Annotated in this window: 15 protein-coding genes; 3 read left to right on the top strand and 12 right to left on the bottom strand. The window is 23.8% G+C overall.

Going from position 1 to position 20438, the window contains the following annotated elements; translation table 11 throughout:
• Nucleotide 1: 1 nt before the first annotated feature.
• The 7 genes from BAKON_RS01550 to phrB all read right to left on the bottom strand — a co-directional run bounded on the left by BAKON_RS01550 (nt 2) and on the right by phrB (nt 9096).
• Nucleotides 2-793, bottom strand: a complete 792-nt coding sequence (locus BAKON_RS01550; protein ID WP_014499458.1) for an MIP/aquaporin family protein — start codon at nt 791-793, stop codon at nt 2-4.
• Nucleotides 794-860: 67 nt separating this feature from the next.
• On the bottom strand, nt 861-1823 hold the full coding sequence (gene pfkA, locus BAKON_RS01545; protein WP_014499457.1) for a 6-phosphofructokinase: 963 nt from the start codon (nt 1821-1823) through the stop codon (nt 861-863).
• A 201-nt stretch (nt 1824-2024) separates the two neighbouring features.
• A complete protein-coding gene (gene gpmA, locus BAKON_RS01540; protein WP_014499456.1) occupies nt 2025-2720 on the bottom strand; it encodes a 2,3-diphosphoglycerate-dependent phosphoglycerate mutase in 696 nt (231 codons plus the stop codon).
• Nucleotides 2721-2889: 169 nt separating this feature from the next.
• Nucleotides 2890-4092 (bottom strand): dihydrolipoyllysine-residue succinyltransferase, encoded by a 1203-nt coding sequence (gene sucB / locus BAKON_RS01535; protein ID WP_014499455.1) that lies wholly within the window; start codon nt 4090-4092, stop codon nt 2890-2892.
• 3 nt (nt 4093-4095) lie between these two features.
• On the bottom strand, nt 4096-6807 hold the full coding sequence (locus tag BAKON_RS01530; RefSeq protein ID WP_014499454.1) for a 2-oxoglutarate dehydrogenase E1 component: 2712 nt from the start codon (nt 6805-6807) through the stop codon (nt 4096-4098).
• A 97-nt stretch (nt 6808-6904) separates the two neighbouring features.
• Nucleotides 6905-7648: a Nif3-like dinuclear metal center hexameric protein gene (locus BAKON_RS01525; protein WP_014499453.1), complete on the bottom strand. Its 744-nt coding sequence runs from the start codon at nt 7646-7648 to the stop codon at nt 6905-6907.
• A gap of 20 nt (nt 7649-7668) precedes the next feature.
• Nucleotides 7669-9096: a deoxyribodipyrimidine photo-lyase gene (gene phrB, locus BAKON_RS01520; RefSeq protein WP_014499452.1), complete on the bottom strand. Its 1428-nt coding sequence runs from the start codon at nt 9094-9096 to the stop codon at nt 7669-7671.
• Nucleotides 9097-9582: 486 nt separating this feature from the next.
• On the opposite strand from phrB, the gene fldA reads away from it, so the two are divergent.
• Nucleotides 9583-10092 (top strand): flavodoxin FldA, encoded by a 510-nt coding sequence (gene fldA / locus BAKON_RS01515; protein ID WP_014499451.1) that lies wholly within the window; start codon nt 9583-9585, stop codon nt 10090-10092.
• Nucleotides 10093-10761: 669 nt separating this feature from the next.
• Here fldA and gap read toward each other — a convergent pair.
• The 4 genes from gap to BAKON_RS01495 form a co-directional block, all read right to left on the bottom strand.
• The gene (gap, locus tag BAKON_RS01510; RefSeq protein ID WP_014499450.1) at nt 10762-11760 is read right to left on the bottom strand and encodes a type I glyceraldehyde-3-phosphate dehydrogenase; all 999 of its coding nucleotides are present in this window, start codon (nt 11758-11760) and stop codon (nt 10762-10764) included.
• A 110-nt stretch (nt 11761-11870) separates the two neighbouring features.
• Nucleotides 11871-13106 (bottom strand): FtsX-like permease family protein, encoded by a 1236-nt coding sequence (locus BAKON_RS01505; protein ID WP_014499449.1) that lies wholly within the window; start codon nt 13104-13106, stop codon nt 11871-11873.
• Nucleotides 13107-13129: 23 nt separating this feature from the next.
• On the bottom strand, nt 13130-13810 hold the full coding sequence (lolD, locus tag BAKON_RS01500; protein ID WP_014499448.1) for a lipoprotein-releasing ABC transporter ATP-binding protein LolD: 681 nt from the start codon (nt 13808-13810) through the stop codon (nt 13130-13132).
• Nucleotides 13803-15002: a lipoprotein-releasing ABC transporter permease subunit gene (locus BAKON_RS01495; RefSeq protein ID WP_014499447.1), complete on the bottom strand. Its 1200-nt coding sequence runs from the start codon at nt 15000-15002 to the stop codon at nt 13803-13805. The genes lolD and BAKON_RS01495 overlap by 8 nt, the downstream gene beginning before the upstream one ends.
• A 550-nt stretch (nt 15003-15552) precedes the next feature.
• Here BAKON_RS01495 and mfd point away from each other — a divergent pair.
• Complete coding sequence (gene mfd / locus BAKON_RS01490; RefSeq protein WP_014499446.1) at nt 15553-17991, top strand: transcription-repair coupling factor; 2439 nt, start codon at nt 15553-15555, stop codon at nt 17989-17991.
• An 80-nt stretch (nt 17992-18071) separates the two neighbouring features.
• Nucleotides 18072-19076: a 6-phosphogluconolactonase gene (gene pgl, locus BAKON_RS01485; protein WP_014499445.1), complete on the top strand. Its 1005-nt coding sequence runs from the start codon at nt 18072-18074 to the stop codon at nt 19074-19076.
• Here pgl and bioA read toward each other — a convergent pair.
• A complete protein-coding gene (gene bioA, locus BAKON_RS01480; protein ID WP_014499444.1) occupies nt 19057-20361 on the bottom strand; it encodes an adenosylmethionine--8-amino-7-oxononanoate transaminase in 1305 nt (434 codons plus the stop codon). The genes pgl and bioA overlap by 20 nt on opposite strands.
• Between the last annotated feature and the right edge of the window lie 77 nt (nt 20362-20438).

The raw sequence follows: 20438 nt of genomic DNA, 5'->3' as shown, positions 1-20438 counted from the left end.
ATTAACTATTATCAATTAATTTTTTATGTATCCAACCACCTAAATTAGCACCTAAAATTGGTCCTATCATAGGAATTAAACAATATAGAATGTTGTCATTTCCTCCAGTAAAAGACAAAACGCCCCATCCAGTTAAACTTAGGAATATTTTAGGACCTAAATCTCTTGCTGGATTTAGACTTATGTTATTCAAAGGATTTATAACTAAATTAATCAGACAAGTTAGCAGACCGATTAAGATAGGAACTATAGATTTATTATATAAAAAGTAATTGTTATTTTTATTATTAAATTCTAATATTATTAACATAAACAATGCAGTTGAAAATATTTCAATCATAAAATCAAAAATAAAACTGTTTTTATTATTAGGATATACACAAAAAATAGAGGCTAAATTAAGACTATCTTGTGTTCCTCTAAAAATATTATTTTTTATTTCGAATGATACTAGAAAGTTTTTATAAAGATAATATATTAACATTGTAAAAAAAAAAGAACCGAATATTTGAGATATAATATAAGGCAATACCTTTTTTTTATTAAATTTAGAGGATAACCAAAAGAAAATAGTAATAGCTGGATTTAAATGAGCACCAGATATTGTAGAACTAAAATATATTGATATAGATACTGCAAAACCCCAAATACAACTGATTTCAAATTGATCAAAATTAACATTTGTTAGTTTAGAAGCAGCTAAACTTCCTACACCAAAAAATATTATTAAACCTGTTCCAAAAAACTCAACAAAACATTTTTTTAAAATATTTTTTTTTCTATAAATGTTCATTTTTTAAAACACCTATATCACTTGGTTTAAAAACTAAAGCGCCGGCAAGACCGGCACTAATTTCATATTAATATAACTTTTTAGCAGTAATTAACCAATCTTTTTTAAAAGTACGTTTCATATTTTTTAGTGCACTTCTTATATCATTAAAAACCATCTTTTCGTTTTGTATTCCAACACATTTACCTTGATAACCTTTTATTAATAGTTCAACTGAATATGCACCCATTCTTGAAGCTAATATTCGATCATATACTACAGGGGATCCACCTCTTTGAATATGTCCAAGGATTGTAGCTCTAGTTTCTCGATTTGTTTTTTTTTCAATATATCGTGCTAATGCTTCTACATCACAAATATATTCTGTTATTGCAACAATAGCATGTTTTTTTCCTTTAGCAATACCTGCTTGGATTTCAATAACTAATTCTTCTTTTTTATAGTCAATTTCTGGTAGTACAATAAATTCACATCCACCAGCAATAGCTGCAGCTAATGTTAAATCTCCACAATATCTACCCATTACTTCTACTATAGAAATACGTTGATGAGAAGATGAGGTGTCACGTAATCTATCAATAGCTTCAACAACTGTTTGTAAAGCAGTAAAATAACCTATTGTATAATCAGTACCTGAAACATCATTATCTATAGTACCTGGAATACTAATACATGGAACACCCATTTCTGTTAATTTTTGAGCTCCTATATACGATCCGTCGCCTCCGATAACAACAAGAGCATCTATTTTTCTTTTTTTTACATTTTGTACTGCAATAGATCGTATTTTATCTTGATGAAAATCAGAAAATCTAGCTGATCCTAAAAATGTTCCACCTCTATTGATCATATCAGATACACTGTATCTATCGAGGTTTACCATACGGTTTTCATATAAACCTAAATATCCATCATAAATTCCAAAGACTTCTAATCTCTCACTAAGTGCTGTTCTAACAACTCCTCTAATTGCAGCATTCATCCCTGGAGCATCTCCACCACTGGTTAAGACTCCAATTTTTTTAATCATTAGAACCTCTTGTTTTTTAACTTCTAAAAATTTTATTTTTCTATTTATTCCTGTTAATATTTTAAAAAAATCTATTAAACATAATTATATTAGAAAATATATTCATATTATTTAGTGTAAATACAATTCTAAATATAACTAAACGAAGCAAACAAGACGTTCTTAAAAAATATAAAATAAAAAAATATTTTTTTAATAAAATTATCTTAAATAATACCATTTAATTGGATTATTTTTTTGATCAAATTCTATAATAATAGGTGTTGCAGTAGGTATGTTTAATTTTAAAATTTCTTTATTATCTATTTTATTTAAATGTTGTATTAAAGCACGCAAAGAATTTCCATGTGCTACAACAAGTATTTTTTTATTATTTTTTAATTGAGGATAAATAATTTTATTCCAATAAGGTATAACTCGTTTTGCAGTGATTTCTAGACTCTCTCCTATAGGAATATCATTGATATTTAAATGGGAATAGCGTATGTCATTTCCTGGAAAACGTTTGTCTTTGATATCAATATGAGGAGGACTAGTTTCAAAACTTCTCCTCCATAAGAGAACTTTTTTTTCTCCATATTTTTGAATGACTTCATCTTTATTTAATCCTTCTAATGCACCATAATGTCTTTCATTTAAACGCCAAGATTTTTTTACTGATAACCAATTCTGATTTAATTCATCTAAAATATATTGCAATGTATGTATTGCTCTTTTCAATACAGATGTATATGCACAATCAAAAAAAAATTTTTCTTTTTTTAATAAGATAGCAGCAGATTTTGCTTCATATTTTCCTTTTTTAGATAATTTAGCATCATGCCATCCAGTAAATTTATTTAATTCATTCCATTCACTTTGACCATGTCTGATTAAAACTAGTTTATTAATTGTCATGGAATTCTCTCTTATCACTTTTTTTCTATAAATGTTATCTTTTAATTATTAAAAAAATTTGTTATATAAAACTTTCTGTATTTTTTAATTTTAGAAATAAAAGTATATTATATAATCAATTTAATTATTGTGTTTTAAAATATAAAATATTAAAGTATAAAAAATAACTTTAAATATCAATTAAAATACGAGTAAAATCTTCTAATGTATTTTTTATATTCACTAAAAAACCTACAGATTCTTTTCCATCTATTAAACGATGATCATAAGATAATGCTAGGTACATCATAGGAAGAATTTTAATTTCTCCATTAACAGCTACTGGCCGTTCTTGAATCATATGCATACCTAATATAGCTGTTTGAGGAGGATTGATAATAGGTGTAGATATCAAAGAACCAAAAACACCCCCATTCGTGATAGTAAAATTTCCACCGATTAATTCTTTAATATTAATTTTATTTTGAATACTTTTATCAGAAAATTCCTTTATTTTTTTTTCTATTTCTGACATGGACATTTTATCAGCATTTCTTAAGACTGGTGTTATCAATCCTCTAGGTGTTGAAATAGCAATACTTATATCAAAATTCTTATAAAAAACTATATCTGTTTTATCTATATATGCATTTATTTCTGGAAAATTCTTCAAACCCTGAATTACTGCTTTTACAAAAAAAGACATAAAACCAATTCTAATACCATATTTTTTTTCAAAATCTTGGCCATACTTTTTTCTTAAAAGTATTATTTCGCGCATATTTACTTCATTAAATGTTGTTAGCATAGCTGTATTATTTTTACTATCTAGTAATCGTTCTGCAATTCTTTGTCGTAAGCGAGTCATTTTAACTCTATTTTCAAATTTTTTATTTTCTTTTTGGTTATCCTCATTAAGATTTAAAGTATTAGAATTTAATAAGTTATTATTCGATATGTTTTCTTGTGTTTTTACAATCTTTTCAAGATTAGTTGTATTATTTTTGTCTATTTTAATTAATCGTCTTAGAGATGGAGTAAGATATTTCTCTTTTTTTTCTAAAAGATATTCTTGCTCTTCTTTATTTGTAGAATTATTTATTCTATTTAATGAGTTATTTTCTTCTTCTAAAATATTATTATTAATAATATTTACATTTTTTATTTCACCGAGTATTTGTCGAGACTTAACTATTTTCCCTTCTTCTTCTAAAATTAATTTTAATATTCCATCGCATGGAGAGGATACTTCTAATGTAACTTTATCTGTTTCAATATCAACTATATTATCATCACGATTAACTGTATCTCCTATTTTTTTATGCCATTTTACAACTGTTGCATCACTAACCGATTCCGGTAAATCTGGAACAAGAATATTTATTTTTTTCATTCTTTATCCTATTATTGAATTGATGTTTAATGCATTTTGAATTATTTTTTGTTGCTGTTCTTTATGAATGGAAATGCAACCAACTGCAGGTGAAGCTGAAGATTTACGACCAATATATTTCAATGAAGTATTTAACGGCAATATATCATTTAGATAATCTTTTATATAAAACCACGCACCTTGGTTATAAGGTTCTTCTTGACACCATATATAATCTGTTACGTAAAAATAATTTTTTAGTATTTTTACTATTTCATTTTTAGGAAAAGGATATAACTGTTCAATACGAATTAAAAGAATAGAATCAATTTTTTTTTCACGACGATTTTGTAATAAATCATAATATATTTTTCCAGTACAAAAAATAAGACGTTTTTCTTTTTTATTAATATTATCTACTTCATCTATTATTTTTTGAAATTTACCATCTGCAAGAGTATTTAAAGAAGATCCTGCCATAGCATTTCTTAAAAGAGATTTTGGGGTGAAAATAATTAGTGGTGTATAAACTTCATTTAATATTTGTTTTCGTAAAATATGAAATATTTGTGATGATGTAGTTGGCATGCATATTTGCATATTTTTTTCTGCACAAAGTTGAAGAAATCGTTCGATTCTAGAAGACGAATGCTCAGGTCCCTGTCCTTCATAACCATGAGGTAAAAAAAGAACTAAATTAGATTTTTGATTCCATTTTTGTTCACCAGAACTTATAAATTGATCAATAACTATTTGAGCACCATTAACAAAATCTCCAAATTGAGCTTCCCAAATAGTAAGAGTGTTCGATGGAAATAAAGAATATCCATATTCAAAAGCTAAAACTGCTTCTTCTGATAACACAGAATCCCAAATTTGAAATTTTCCTTGTTTTGATCTTATATTGTTCAAAGGTATGTAAATAGAACCATCTATTTGATTGTGAATAATAGCATGACGATGAAAAAAAGTACCCCTACTTGCATCTTCTCCAGAAATACGACAAGAAATTCCTTCATTAATGATTGTAGCATAAGCTAATGTTTCAGCTGCACCCCAATCAAATAATTTTAATCCTTGAGCCATTTTTAATCGTTCTTGATAAATTTTTTTAACTCGATGATGCATTTTAATTGAATCAGGGATGCTATTAATTGAACAAGCTAAATTTTGTAAACTAGAAAAATTTATATTTTTGATTATTTTTTTTGTTTTTATTTCTTTAAAAATTATATCATCTTTAAAATATATTTCTTTAGATCTTGAAAAAATACATTGACCTGTTTCTAATTTGCAAGAATATTGATCTATAATTTCTTGATTTTTTTTAGATGTAATTATTTTTTGAGATATCAAAAAGTCAGAATATATTTTTCTTACAGTAGGATGATTTTTTATTTTTTGATACATTAACGGTTGCGTAACAGATGGCTCGTCTACTTCATTATGTCCATGACGTCTATAACAAACTAAGTCTATAAAGACATCTTTTTTAAATTTTCTTCTGAAATTAAGAGCTAATTGGATAGTAAAAATAGATGCTTCTATATTATCGGTATTAACATGAAATATAGGTGCTTGAATTATTTTTGCAATATCAGTAGAATATTGACTTGAACGAAGATTTTTAGGATCAGAAGTAGTAAATCCAATTTGATTATTAACAACAATATGAATAGTTCCTCCTACTTTATAAGCTTCTGTTTGAGACATATTTAATGTTTCTTGTACTACACCTTGACCAATTACAGAAGCATCACCGTGAATACTGATAGGTAAAATTTCGCTGTCTATTTTTTTTATTTCATCAATATAAGATCGAGCTATTCCAGATACAACAGGATTAATTATTTCCAAATGAGATGGATTACATGCTAAATTAAGAATTATTTTTTTTTCATGTTTTATTTCAGAAGTTCCTCCCATATGATATTTAACATCACCACTTATTTTTTTAAATGAATTTAAACCAGAAAATTCATCAAATAAAATTTTTGGACTTTTGTTTAAAACATTGACAAGTACATTTAACCTGCCTCGATGAGCCATTCCTAATATGATTTTAGATATGTTGCTTTTTTTCGAAAATCTTATTACTTCATGCAACATAGGAATTAATGTTTCTGCTCCTTCTAAAGAAAAACGCTTCGCACCAGGGAATCTTTTTCCAATGTATTTTTCTAAAGTTTCAGCATAAGTTATTTCTTTTAAAAAATTTACTTTTTCCTTTTTAGTTAATAAATTTTCATTAAAAAAAGATTCTATATAATTTGTAATCCATGTTTTTTCTAAGATATCATCTATGTACATATATTCAAAACCAATAGAACCACAATATTTTTCAGATAATATTTTATGTAAACTGACAATATTAGTTTTAAAATTAATACAATTTTTAAAATTTATTTTAATATTCTCTTTTATTTCATCTTGTGTAAAACTATAAGATGATAAATTTAAATCTTGAATATTTTTTTGTTTTGTTAATTGTAGTGGATCAATTAAAGCTGCTTTATAACCTTGTAGACGAAATGAATTAATAATATAATTGATTTTATCAATGAGTGAATATTTATTTTTTTTTCCCTTAGAAAGCTCTAAAAATGCTTTATGCCAAGTAGTATCTACAGATTGAGCATCTATTAAAAAATTTTTGTATATTTTTTCTATATAATCTAGGTTTTCTCTAGATAACCAAGAGGAATTTAACCAGTATTCTATTTTATTTTTGTTCATAATATTCTTTTAAATAAGAAAAATATTAAATTAATTTTTAAAAAATAAAAATTAATTGATAATTTTTTTCTATAATTGAATTTTTAATTTAATAACATTATGCAGGATTATGGATATCAATAAAATCAACACATAAATTATATTTTTTATTTAGCCATTTACCTAAAGACTTAATACCATCTTTTTCAGTAGCATGATGTCCTAAAGAAAAAAAATGGACACCCAATTCTCTAGCAATATGAGTAGTTTCTTCTGAAATTTCACCTGTTAAAAATGCATCGATTCCAAATTTGCATGCTTGTTTAATAAAGCTTTGTCCTCTACCGCTACACCAAGCAATACGATTAATATACAATGGAGCATTTTCATGTAGATGTATAGGACATTTTTTAAATTTTTTTTCTATTTTTTTTGCAAATTCAAAACCGTTCATTGGATTTTTTATCGTGCCCCAAAAAACATATGGTAAAATATTACCCCGAGTACAAATATCTAATTTTTTTGCTATTTGAGCATTATTACCTAATTCTGGATGAATATCTAAAGGTAGATGCCAGCTGTATAAGTTAATATTATTAGAAAGTATGGTTTTTAATCGTTTCCTTTGCATGTTATGTATATATCTTGATTCATTTTTCCAAAAATAACCATGATGAACTATTATAGTATCAGCATTATAAAATAATGCTTTGTCTAATAAAGCTTGACAAGCAGTAACTCCAGTAATAATTTTATTTACTGTTTTTGTTCCTTCAATCTGTAAACCATTAGGAACTATATCGTTATGTTGATTAGATGATAATTTTTTATTAATAATATCTTCTAAAAAAAAATTATTCATAAATTTTTAAACCTATTTTTTTAAAGTTTTAATCGTGCTTGATTAAATATTAACAAAGATTTTTTTCTACTATCGCTATAATTTATAATAGGAGCGGGATAATCCAGCTTGAAATTTTGTTCCTTTGACCATATGTGTGGTTGATGAATATAATGATTAGGTATATTTTTTAATTCTGGAATAAATTTCTTTATAAAAGCACCTGATATATCAAAAGTTTTTGATTGATTCAATGGATTGAAAACTCGTATGTAGGGCACAGAATCACATCCTACTGATGCTGACCATTGCCATCCTCCATTATTTAGTGCTAAATCTCCATCAATTAAATGTGACATGAAATATTTTTCGCCTTGTCTCCAATCAATTAAAAGGTTTTTTACTAAAAAACTAGATACAATCATTCTTAATCGATTATGCATCCATCCTAATTTATTTAATTGTCTCATTCCAGCATCTATTATAGGAAAACCTGTATTTCCTTTTTTCCAAGCATTAAAATGTTCTGTATTATTCATCCAGATGATTTTTTTTTCCCATGTCACTAATGATTCATATTTACTAATTCTTGGAAATCCAATTAATAAATGATAATAGAATTCACGCCATAATATTTGATTGAACCAAGAAGAAGTAACAAGAGCATTTAATGAAAAATTATTTTTTGTTTTTAAAAGCATCATAAGACAATGTCGAGATGATATTATTCCTGCAGACAAATATGGAGATAACATGCTAGTACTATTTAAAAAAGGAAAATTTCGTTTGAATGAATAATCATGAATTTTATGTATACAAAAATTTTTTAAACGATCAATAGCTTTTTTTTCTCCAATAGGGAAAATGTTTCTATTAAAATTAAAAGTTAAATTTTTAAGGAAAATAGGATTTAAAAAAATATCTCTATCAGGTTTTCTTTTTAAAGGGACAGGAAAGCATTCTGGTATATTATTATGTAAATTCTGAATAACTTTTTTTTTAAAAAAAGTAAAAACTTTATATGTTTCATTTTGCTTGTTTTTAATTTTTGTATTAGAAAATAAAAGATTATCGTGAAAACCTTTTATAATAAATCCTTTTTGAGATAATTTTTTTTTTACTAAATAATCTCGATTACGTTCATTTATTTCATATTGATAATTATAAAATAGATTATTTACTTTATGTTTTTCGCAAAAAAAAATAAGATATTCTATAGAATTTAAAAAATTAGTAGATTCATGATAATATAAAATAATATTCAATTTAAATAATTCTTTTTGTAAAGAAATCAAATGATGATAAACGAAAGATAATTTTTTTTCAGACATATAGTGATTATTCCATTGCTCAGGAGTAGCAATAAACAAACCTATTACTTTATCTTCATTAGATTTACATGCTTGATGTAAAGCTGTATTATCATATAAACGAAGATCATTACGGAACCAAATTAAATTTTTTTGCATAATATTTATATTTAATAAATAAATAAATTAGAAAAACATATTATAAATATGTACTATTTTTTTATGTAAAATTTTATATAACTATTCTATATATTAATTAATTTTTTCATGAATATATAAATAAGTATCCATGACTTTTTAAAAGAAGAAATATTTTTTTTATTCTACATAATATTATAAAATTTTTTATAATTTTAAAAAATATTTTTATCTTTTAATAATTATTATCTTTCTAAATACATTTATAATTTCACTATAATATAGATAAAATCAAAAAAAATCGAGCAACAATTTTTTAATTAAAAAAATCTTTAATACTAATTTTTTAATTTTTAAGTATGAATTTTTTAAAAAAATAATATTACAATAACAACGTTGTCTTTTTCTATAAAATTATATAAGAATGCAATTTTTATTTTATATATTCAATATAAATACAATATCATATATTGATATTAAAAAGATATTTTATTACAGGAGACGAAAATGAAAAAAGTAGGTATTTTTTTTGGAAGTGATACTGGAAATACAGAAAAAATAGCTAAATTACTTCAACAACATATAGGTAATGATATTTCTGTTTTATACGATATTAGTAATGCTTCTCAAAAAGACATTGAAGATTTTAATTTTTTAATATTAGGAGTACCTACTTGGTACTATGGTGAAGTTCAATGTGATTGGGATGATTTTTTGCCAACTTTAAAAAAGATTAATTTTTTAAATAAAACTGTGGCATTATTTGGATGTGGAGATCAAGAGGATTACAGTGAATATTTTTGTGATGCAGTAGGTGTAATTTATGATATTTTAAAAAAAAATAAAGCAAATATAGTTGGTAAATGGTCTACAAAGGAATATTTTTTTGAAAGATCCAAAGCTTTATTAGATAAAGAATATTTTGTTGGATTAATTTTAGATGAAGACAGACAAGCAGAAAAAACTGAATATAGAATAAAAAAATGGGTGAAAAAAATTAAACCTTATTTCATTTAAATAAAATATCAAAGTATATTCTTAAAGTTATAAACTTACATTCTAAAAATAAATAATGTAAATATCATTAATATACTAATATCTAAAATATACAGTAATAGTATTTCATTTAATAACAGTTTAATAGTTGTATAGATTTTATTTTAAAAAATATACTTATGCAAAAATATTTATATTTTTTTATATAAAAAAAGTAGTCAATTATAAAATCTTATAAAAAAACATAATAGAAAAATCTTTTTGTATTATCTATTAAAAAATAGATTATATTTTAATAATTTCACTCATTTTTTATAAAAATTACATATGAAATATAATAATTTAATTATATTTAATTATTTTTTAATATTTTTTTTAAAAAGCAATGATCAACTTTATAAATAGTATATTAAAAAGTTCTCTATCATATCAATTATTCTTTTGAAAATAAAAAATAAAGTAATTACTATTAACTGAAAAAAAAGACACGAATTTTTAATTAGAAGAAAATAAAAATTATTTCATGTAATTAAAAATTATGATAAAAAATATTTTAAAAATATAAAAAGCAGTATTAAGTACAGCCTTAATACTGCTATATACAAAAAAATAAAAATACATCGATCATTATTTTAATAGCAATATAAATACTACATTTTTTAAAGTTACTACTATAATTATATTTTATATCTATTTTCTAGATATTAGAGATACCAAGTCAAGAACTTTACTTGAATAACCTGTTTCATTATCGTACCAAGCAATTAATTTCACAAAATTTTTATTTAAAGATACGCCTGCTTTAGCATCAAAAATAGAAGTTAATTCTTCTCCATTAAAATCTGCAGAAACAACTTCGTCTTCAGTATATCCTAAAATTCCCTTCATTTCTTCTTGAGAAGCTTGTTGAATTTTTTGACATATTTCTGCATATGTAGCTGATTTTTTATAACGGACTGTTAAATCAACTACAGATATATTTGATACCGGTACCCGAAATGCTATACCAGTTAGTTTACCATTTAAGTTTGGTAAGACCTTTCCTACAGCAATAGCTGCTCCAGTGGAAGATGGAATAATATTTTGCAGTGCACCGCGACCTCCTCTCCAATCTTTATTAGAAGCACCATCGACAATTTTTTGCGTAGCTGTACTAGCATGTACAGTTGTCATCAAACCTTCAATTATACCAAAATTATCATCTATTACTTTAGATAAAGGAGCTAAACAATTAGTAGTACATGATGCGTTCGATACAATATTTTCTCCTTTGTATTTATGAAAGTTTGCACCTCTTACAAACATTGGAATATTATCTTTTGAGGGCCCTGTAACAACTACTTTTTTTGCACCAGATAAAATATGTTTATAAGCTTGTTCTTTTGTTAAAAAAAGACCTGTTGATTCAATTACTACATCAATGGATACATCATCCCACATTAATTTTTCAGGGTCTTTTATTGAAGTAATACGAATTTTTTTTCCATCAACAATAATATTTTCCTTATCAACTTTAATACTTTTTTTAAAAGTACCATGTGTCGAATCATATTTTAACATATAAGCTATATATTCAGGAGTTAATAAATCATTAATAGCTATAATTTCAATATCTGAACGTTTCTGAGCAAGTCTAAATAATACTCGTCCAATACGACCAAATCCATTAATACCTACTTTAATAGTCATATTTTCACCATTTTAAAAAATTATTTTCATAATGAGATGTGTGTTTTTAATAGATATATATTTTTTATTTTTTTTCATTAAAAAATAAGTTTTTTTAAAAGATATTTTTATTAATATTCTCTTAATATTTTACTAGGATTAATTTTTGATGCATAACGTACTGGATACCAATTTGTTATGATTCCTATAATTGTTGTACTTATGAATATAATTATTACATCTGATAAATTTATTTTTAATAAAAAAAAACAATGATAATAAAAATTATCTAATAACATGTTATCTTGAAATTTTTTTTCTAAAAATAACATAATTCTCTTAGAATTTAAGATTGTTATTATTCCTAAGAATAAACCAATTAAGTTACCTACGATGATAGTGCGTAATCCATAATATAAAAAAATTAATTGAATAAGAATATTATTAGCGCCTATACTACGTAAAATTGCAATTTCTTGAGTTTTCTTAGATATAGTCATTAAAGAAATAGATGCAATACTAAAGCATGAAATAATCACTAGTAATGAAATACTTAAATATACTATTACTTTAATCTTCTTAATATCATGATATATATATTTATAACTGTTAGTCCATGTATATGCCAAAAAGGGTATATTAATTTTTTTTGCAATATTTAAAATGATTTTATCTGCGTCAAACGGATCAGATATATGTAATTCAATTGTATTGATGTGATTTTCTATATGAAAAAATTTTTTAAAAAAACTAAAAGGAACATATCCTATATTAGAATCTAATATCCCGTTTGCTTGAAATATATCTATAATCTTTAAAGAAAATTTTTGGATTGGATAACTAAGATTGTTATCTTTATTTTTTAGAAAAAGCACATTAATCCAGTCGCCTTTTTTTATCGATAAATCTTTTGATAAAGAAGATGAAAGAATAATTCCATGATTATAGTGTTTTTTTTTAAAAAAATCATTATTATATGAAATAGAAAAATTTTTTTTTAAGTAATTTATATTACTAAAACTTTTAATTTCAATTGGTTTTACTTTGTTTTTTATAACTAATAATCCATTAGTGATAATATAAGGTTCAGAATAATCAATTCCTGGAAAAATTTTTAGTTCTTTTATGACATCTTGCCATTTTAATAATGATTCATCAGTTAATTGAATAATGCCGTGTGGTAGAGTTGATGAAATTGTTTTTTTTAATAATGCCTGGAATCCGTTTAACGCACTAAAACTTATAATTAATGAAAATATACTAATAGAAATTCCTATCTTAGATAAAATAGAAGTTAATAAGACTGTATAGTTTTTATTTTGTTTAAGATACAATCTTCTAGCAATTAAAAAAGGCAAAAAATTCATTGAATATTTCTTTTTCATTAATTTTAATAATTAAATAATTGACCATTTTTCATTTGGAGTAAAATAGGTATTTTTTTAATTAAATTAGGATCATGTGTAACTATTAAGAAAGAAGTATTAAAATCAGAGTTTAATTGAAACATTAAATCAAAAATAATATTTGTATTGTATTTATCTAAATTACCAGTAGGCTCATCTGCGATTATTAGAGAAGGTTTATTAACAAAAGCTCTAGCAACCGCAACACGTTGTCTTTCTCCTCCGGAAATTTCAGATGGATATTTTTTAGTTTTACCTTCTAATTTAACTTTTTTAAGCATTTTGTATGCTATTTCTTCAGATTCTTTTCTGCTTTTATTATCTATTAAAAGAGGCATTGCGACATTTTCTAGTATGTTAAAATCTAACATTAAATGATGAAATTGATAAATAAAACCTAATTCAACATTTCTAAATTTTGATATTTGATTACATGACATAGAACTAAACAATCTATTATTAAACAATATGTCACCAGAAGTAGGAGTATCTAATCCGGCGAGTAGATGTAAAAAAGTAGTTTTACCTGAACCTGATTTTCCAATGATACCTACAATATCTCCTTTCTGCAATTCAAACGATATATTTTTTAAAATATTAAAAGTAAAATCTCCATCTTGATAAGATTTAGTTAAATTAATACATTTTATAATAATATTATTCATTAGATAAAATTCTAGCTGGTTTTAATCGAACAGCATTCCAAGATGGATATAATGTTAAAAAAATTGCAAAAAATGTGGATATCATATTAATAAAAAAGACTTGATATGGCATAACAATTATTGGAATATTAATTTCATCAATAAAAATATTTATAAAAAATTTTAAAAAATTATTTTGTATTATTAGTAATATACTAATAATTGTACCTAATATGTTTCCAATAATTGCAGTGCTTGAACCAAATATAATAAATATTAACATAATCTTCCAATCTGATAATCCCTGTGTTTTTAAAACTGCAATGGTATTTTTTTTTTCTATTACATGTGCAGTAAGAATAATAAATATATTTAAAACAGCAACTAAAAAAATTAAAAAAAATAAAAATAACATAATATATTTTTCAATTTTTATCATTTTAAAAAGCTCACCTTTTTGTGTTTTCCAATCTAATATAATTAAATTATCAACTGTTTTTTTTATTTGATGAATATCTAGAGATAATGGATTTTTTAACCATATTCGCCAACCAGTAATATAATTTTTAGAGTAATTTAAGAAATCTAAGCTATCTTCTTTATTCATTAAAATTTGATAATAATCAACTTCATTTTGAGTTGAAAAAAAACTAACTATTTTAAATGTACATTGATTAAAGATTTTCCCTGAAAAAAAATTGTTTTTATTAGATAAAAGAATTAATTTAAGTCTATCACCAATATGAACATTAAGTTTTTTAGCTAATTGTTCACCTATAATTATATTATAATATCCTGCCTTAAGTATATCTAAAATATTTTTTGTATTATAGTTATTTTTATAATAATAATTTGTATTATCAATTCCAATTATTTCTGCCATAGCTATATTGTTTTGACTTTTAACAATAATTTCTTTACTAATAAAATCAGAAACTTTTTCAATGTTATTTAATTGTAAAATATTTTTAGGAAATTCAGATTTTTTAATATATTGATTTTTGTTAGTTATTATTAAATGTGGAATAAAAGATAAAATATTTTTCTTAAAATTTTCTTCAGATCCATTCATTATAGATATTATAATAATTAATGAAGCACTGCTAATACTCATACCCATAATAGATAAAACTGTAATAATTTTTTTAAAATTTGGGAGATGAGTGTTCCATAAATAACGTAAAGCAATAAAAAAAGATATAGGCTTGTACATTCTGATATAATCTTAAATTTATAAAAATTTTATTTAAATCTTTTGGATATAAACTTAAAATAAAGGGAACTAAAAAATTTTTTTATTTATATTAATAAAATTCTTAATTCCTAACTCTATTCTTTTTATTATATACTAAATACTAATATTATATGTACAAAAAAAGTAAAACATAAAAAATATTTAAAAATTTTATTTGATAATATATTTTTATTGTATAACGCTATTATTTCTTCTATTTTATCAAATTTAATTTAAATAAAATTGAGTTTACTATTTTTAATTTATTTTTTATGATGTTTTATGATTAAAATAGATATTTTTACTAAAACATAAAAATATTTATAGCAAAAAATTTAAAAAGACAGTTTAATAAAAAATCATTAGTAGTTGTTATTTTTAAATACGACTTTAAAAAAATTATTAAAAATCATTTTTATAAAATCGTAGACAAATGTAATTTGATTAAACACCATAATTTTACAATTCAAAAAATACTATTCAAGTCGAATCAAATTATCATTATTTTCTTTAAATAAAATACTCTTCCATGAAAATTATAGAAAAAAAAATTGTAAAAAATAAAAGAATTATTAATTTGGAACACGAAAGATTATTAAATCTATTTTATAATGTTAATAATCCAAAAATAATGAATAAGCTATCGTCTTATTTACATTCATTTTCAGGAAAAATAATATTTTCTTTAAAAAAAGAAGAATCTTTAAGAAAAATTTTGAAATTTTTGATAAAAAATAAAATTTACCCACAACTCATAAAAAACATTCTTGATGTTAATGCAAAATTTGATTATTTCTACATAGTAGAAGAATTAGAAAATAGTTTTTTAGATAAAAAAAATAATCTTTTATTTATTTGTACAAAAGATTTATTACCAATATTAGTTGACAATAAATCTATTTCCAATACAAAAAAAAAACCTGATATTAATAAATATTGTAGTTTATCTCAATTAGTTTTAAATCATCCAATTATGCATATTGAACACGGTGTAGGAAGATATAAAGGATTAACTACTATAGAAACCGCTAGTACACAATCTGAATATTTAATTATTTTGTATGCAGCAGGAGACAAATTATATGTACCAGTTTCCTATTTACATCTTGTTTCACCCTATACTTCAAAATCACTAGAAAATGCTCCTCTTCATAAATTAGGTAGTCAGGATTGGAATAAAGAAAAAAATAAAATTAGTAAAACTGTTTATGATCATGCTGCACAATTATTGCATATTTACGCTAAAAGAAAATCAAGAAAAGGTTTTGCATTTAAAAAAGATAAAGAAAAATACGATTGCTTTTGCAAGGATTGTTCTTTTAAGACAACATCAGATCAAGATGAAGTAATGAAATTTGTAATAAGAGATATGTCTAAATCAATTCCTATGGATCGTTTAATTTGTGGTGATGTAGGTTTTGGAAAGACAGAAATTGCAATGCGAGCATCTTTTTTATCCGTATCTAATAAGAAACAAGTAGCTATTTTAGTACCAACTACATTATTAGCGCAACAACATTATAAAAATTTTAAAATACGTTTTTCTAATTGGCCTGTTATTATTAAAATATTATCTAGATTTCAAACACAAAAAGAACAAGATCTAATTTTTCAAAATACTAAAAACGGACAGATTGATATTATAATCGGTACTCATAAATTATTATTTAAAAAAATAGAATGGTATGATATTGGATTATTAATTATTGATGAAGAACATAGATTTGGTGTAAGTCATAAAGAGATTATTAAAAAAAAATATTCTAACGTAGATATACTCACTTTGACAGCTACACCTATACCGCGTACTTTAAATATGGCAATGACTGGTATAAAAGATTTATCTATTATAGCAAAACCTCCAGCTCAAAGATTAGCAATTAAAACTTTCATTCAAGAATACAACCCTTTACTAATAAGAAAAACGATATTACGCGAAATATCAAGAGGTGGTCAAATTTATTATATATATAATCGAGTTCAAAATATCATACATATTGCTGAGAGATTGTCAATGTTGATTCCTGAAGCCAGTATTAAAATAGGTCATGGACAAATGAAGAATGTTGATTTGAAAAAAGTAATGAATGAATTTTACAAAAATAAATTTAATGTCTTGGTTTGCACTACAATTATTGAAAGTGGTGTTGACATACCAAAAGCCAATACAATTATTATTGAAAATTCTGATCGTTTTGGATTATCTCAACTTCATCAACTTCGTGGTCGTATTGGTAGATCCCATCATCAAGCATATGCTTTATTTCTTATTAATAATTTTAAAAAAATTACTCCGGATGCAAAAAAAAGATTAGAAGCTATTTCATCGGTCGACAATTTTGGGGGCGGTTTTTCTCTGTCTAATCACGATCTTGAAATTAGAGGAGTAGGTGAGATATTAGGTACAGAACAAAGTGGACATATCAAAAATATAGGTCTATCTTTATATATGGAATTATTACAAAACGCTGTTGATTTATTAAAAAGTGGAAAAATGTTATCTACTAATAAATTATTAAAAACATCAACAGAAGTTGAATTATACGTCTCATCTTTATTGCCTGATGACTATATAATAGATATTAATACAAGACTATTTTTTTATAAGAAGATTTCTAATGCTAAAAACGAGAAAGAAATAGAAAAAATAAAATATGAACTGATTGATCAATTTGGAAAATTACCTATTTTTTCTAAAAATTTAATTTTAATTTCTAAAATTCGATTGATAGCACAAAAAATTGGTATTAAATATATCAAATCTAATAAAAATACAGGTTTTATAGAGTTCAATGATAATAATTCTGTAAATATTGAATATCTACTAAAAATTTTTAAAGAAGAACCAAAAATTTGGCAAATGAAAAGCCCAATAAAAATAAAATTTGTTTTAAATTTTAAAAATGATCATGCACGTCTTAAATGGATTATAAATTTATTAAGAAATTTACATAAAAATAGTTTTTAACTTTTATTCTATAACAACATATCTTAAAATTATTGAAAATATTTATGTATTTTAATTATTTAAAATATTAAAGGAATTATATGAGACAAATTGTTTATGTTGCAAATTCAGATAGTCAAAGTATAGAAGTATGGAATTTATATAATAATGGAGATATGGATCTAATACAAACAATTAAAACAAATGGTCAAGTTCAACCTATAAAAATTCTCAAAAATAAAAATTTATTATATGCTGGTATTTTTCCTAATAATAAAATTATTACGTATTCTATAGACAAAAATGGTTTTCTTAAAAAAATAAATGAAAGCAATATCCCAGGAAAATCGAATTATCTTTCTTTTGATCGAAGAAAAGAATTTTTATTTTCTAGCTCTTATCATTCTAATTGTATTAGTGTAAGTCCTTTAAATCAATATTGTGTCCCACAAAATCCAATTCAAATCATTTATAATATAGAAGGTTGTCATTCTGCTGAAATAAATTATAAATATAATATATTATTTGTCATGTCTCTTAAAGAAGATTGTATTTATTTGTATTATTTGACAGAATTTGGAATATTAAAAAGTACTGAACAAAAAATACTTTATACACAAAAAAAATCAGGACCCCGTCATATTGCTTTTCATCCCAATCAAGATTTTATCTATACTATAAACGAACTAAATGGAACTATAGACGTATGGAAAATACATCAAAAAAATCACATAATAAAAGTAAAAAATATACAAAATATTAATATATCAAATAATAATTTTTCAGAAAATTATTGGTCTTCTGATATTCATTTAACATCATGTGGTCGTTTTTTATATGCTGCAGATCGATTTTTAAATATTATTTCATTATTTCATATCAATCAATATAATAATACAATTATTTTTTTTAAAAGTTATTATACAGAAGAACAACCTCGATCATTTCATATAAATGATAATAATACACATTTAATAGTTGCTGGAGAAAAATCTAATACATTAGTTGTATATAGCATTTCTAATAGTAGCGGTGAATTAAAAAAATTAAATATTTATAATACCGGAAAAAGACCTGTATGGATACTTATACATGAGTTGCATTAAAATTAAATAATTCAGTCTTATTTAAAGCCTTTTTAATAACATTAATTAGTTTTTTTAATGCATTATAACTAATAGTATAGGGTGGTACAATATAAATTAGTTTTTTAAAGGGTCTGATCCAGACACCATTTTCAACAAAAAATTTTTGTATTAAACACATATTTACTGAATATAAACACTCAACTACACCAATAGCTCCTAATATACGTACATCAATTACATAAGGATGATTTCTTAATGGTAATAAATTTTTAAATAACTGTTTTTCGATATTAGATACTTGTATTTTCCATTGATTAGTTTTTAATAATTTTATATTAGCATTAGCAACTGCACAGGCTAAAGGATTCCCCATGTAAGTTGGACCATGCATAAAACAGCCTGCTTTACTTTTGCTAATCGTATCAGCAATATGACGTGAAGATAAAGTTGCAGCTAAAGTGATTGTGCCACCTGTTATTGATTTTCCCAAACATAGTATGTCTGGTACAACATTAGCATGTTCAAAAGCAAATATTTTCCCAGTTCGACCAAAACCAGTTGCGATTTCATCAAAAATTACTGGAATAGAATAATGATCGCATAAGATTTTTATTTTTTGTAAATATGTAGGATGATAAAAATTCATTCCGCCCACACCTTGTACTATAGGTTCTAATATAACTCCTGCTATTTTTAAAGAGTTTTTTTCTATTATTTTTTTGAAAGATATGACATCACTGTTATTCCAATCTTTATAAAAAGAAGAAACTGGAGCGTCTGCAAATAAGTTTTTAGGTAATAAATCGTTATATATTTTATGAAGAGAATTGTCAGGATCTGAAACTGACATTGCCGCAAAAGTATCACCATGATAACCATTACGAATAGTTAAAAATAATTTTCTTTTTTGACCTAAAGATTGCCAATATTGTATTAACATTTTTATTGCTACTTCGATTGCAACTGAACCTGAATCAGAAAGAAAAACGCAATCTAATTTTTCTGGTGTTAATGCAATTAATCTTCTGCAAAGTGCAATTGCTGAAGGATGTGTTATTCCACCAAACATTACATGAGACATTTTTCTCATCTGTTTCTTTAATGCTTTATTTAAAATTGGATGATTATAACCATGTATTGCAGACCACCATGAAGACATACCATCTATTATATTTTTTCCGTTTTTTAATTTTAAATAAACTCCTTTAGCAGATATAACAGTATAACAAGGAATAGGATTTATCATAGAAGCATAAGGATGCCAAATATGTTTATAATCAAAAAATGTATCAGATTGACTCATGATGATTTATATATAAAATATTAAATAATTAATTATAAACGTTTACTTAAATAAAATCATAATTTTTTGGAGATAAT

The organism is Buchnera aphidicola str. Ak (Acyrthosiphon kondoi) (genome assembly GCF_000225445.1).
Taxonomy (GTDB): Bacteria; Pseudomonadota; Gammaproteobacteria; order Enterobacterales; family Enterobacteriaceae; genus Buchnera; species Buchnera aphidicola_A.
This window is presented reverse-complemented; position numbering and strand designations above follow the sequence as displayed.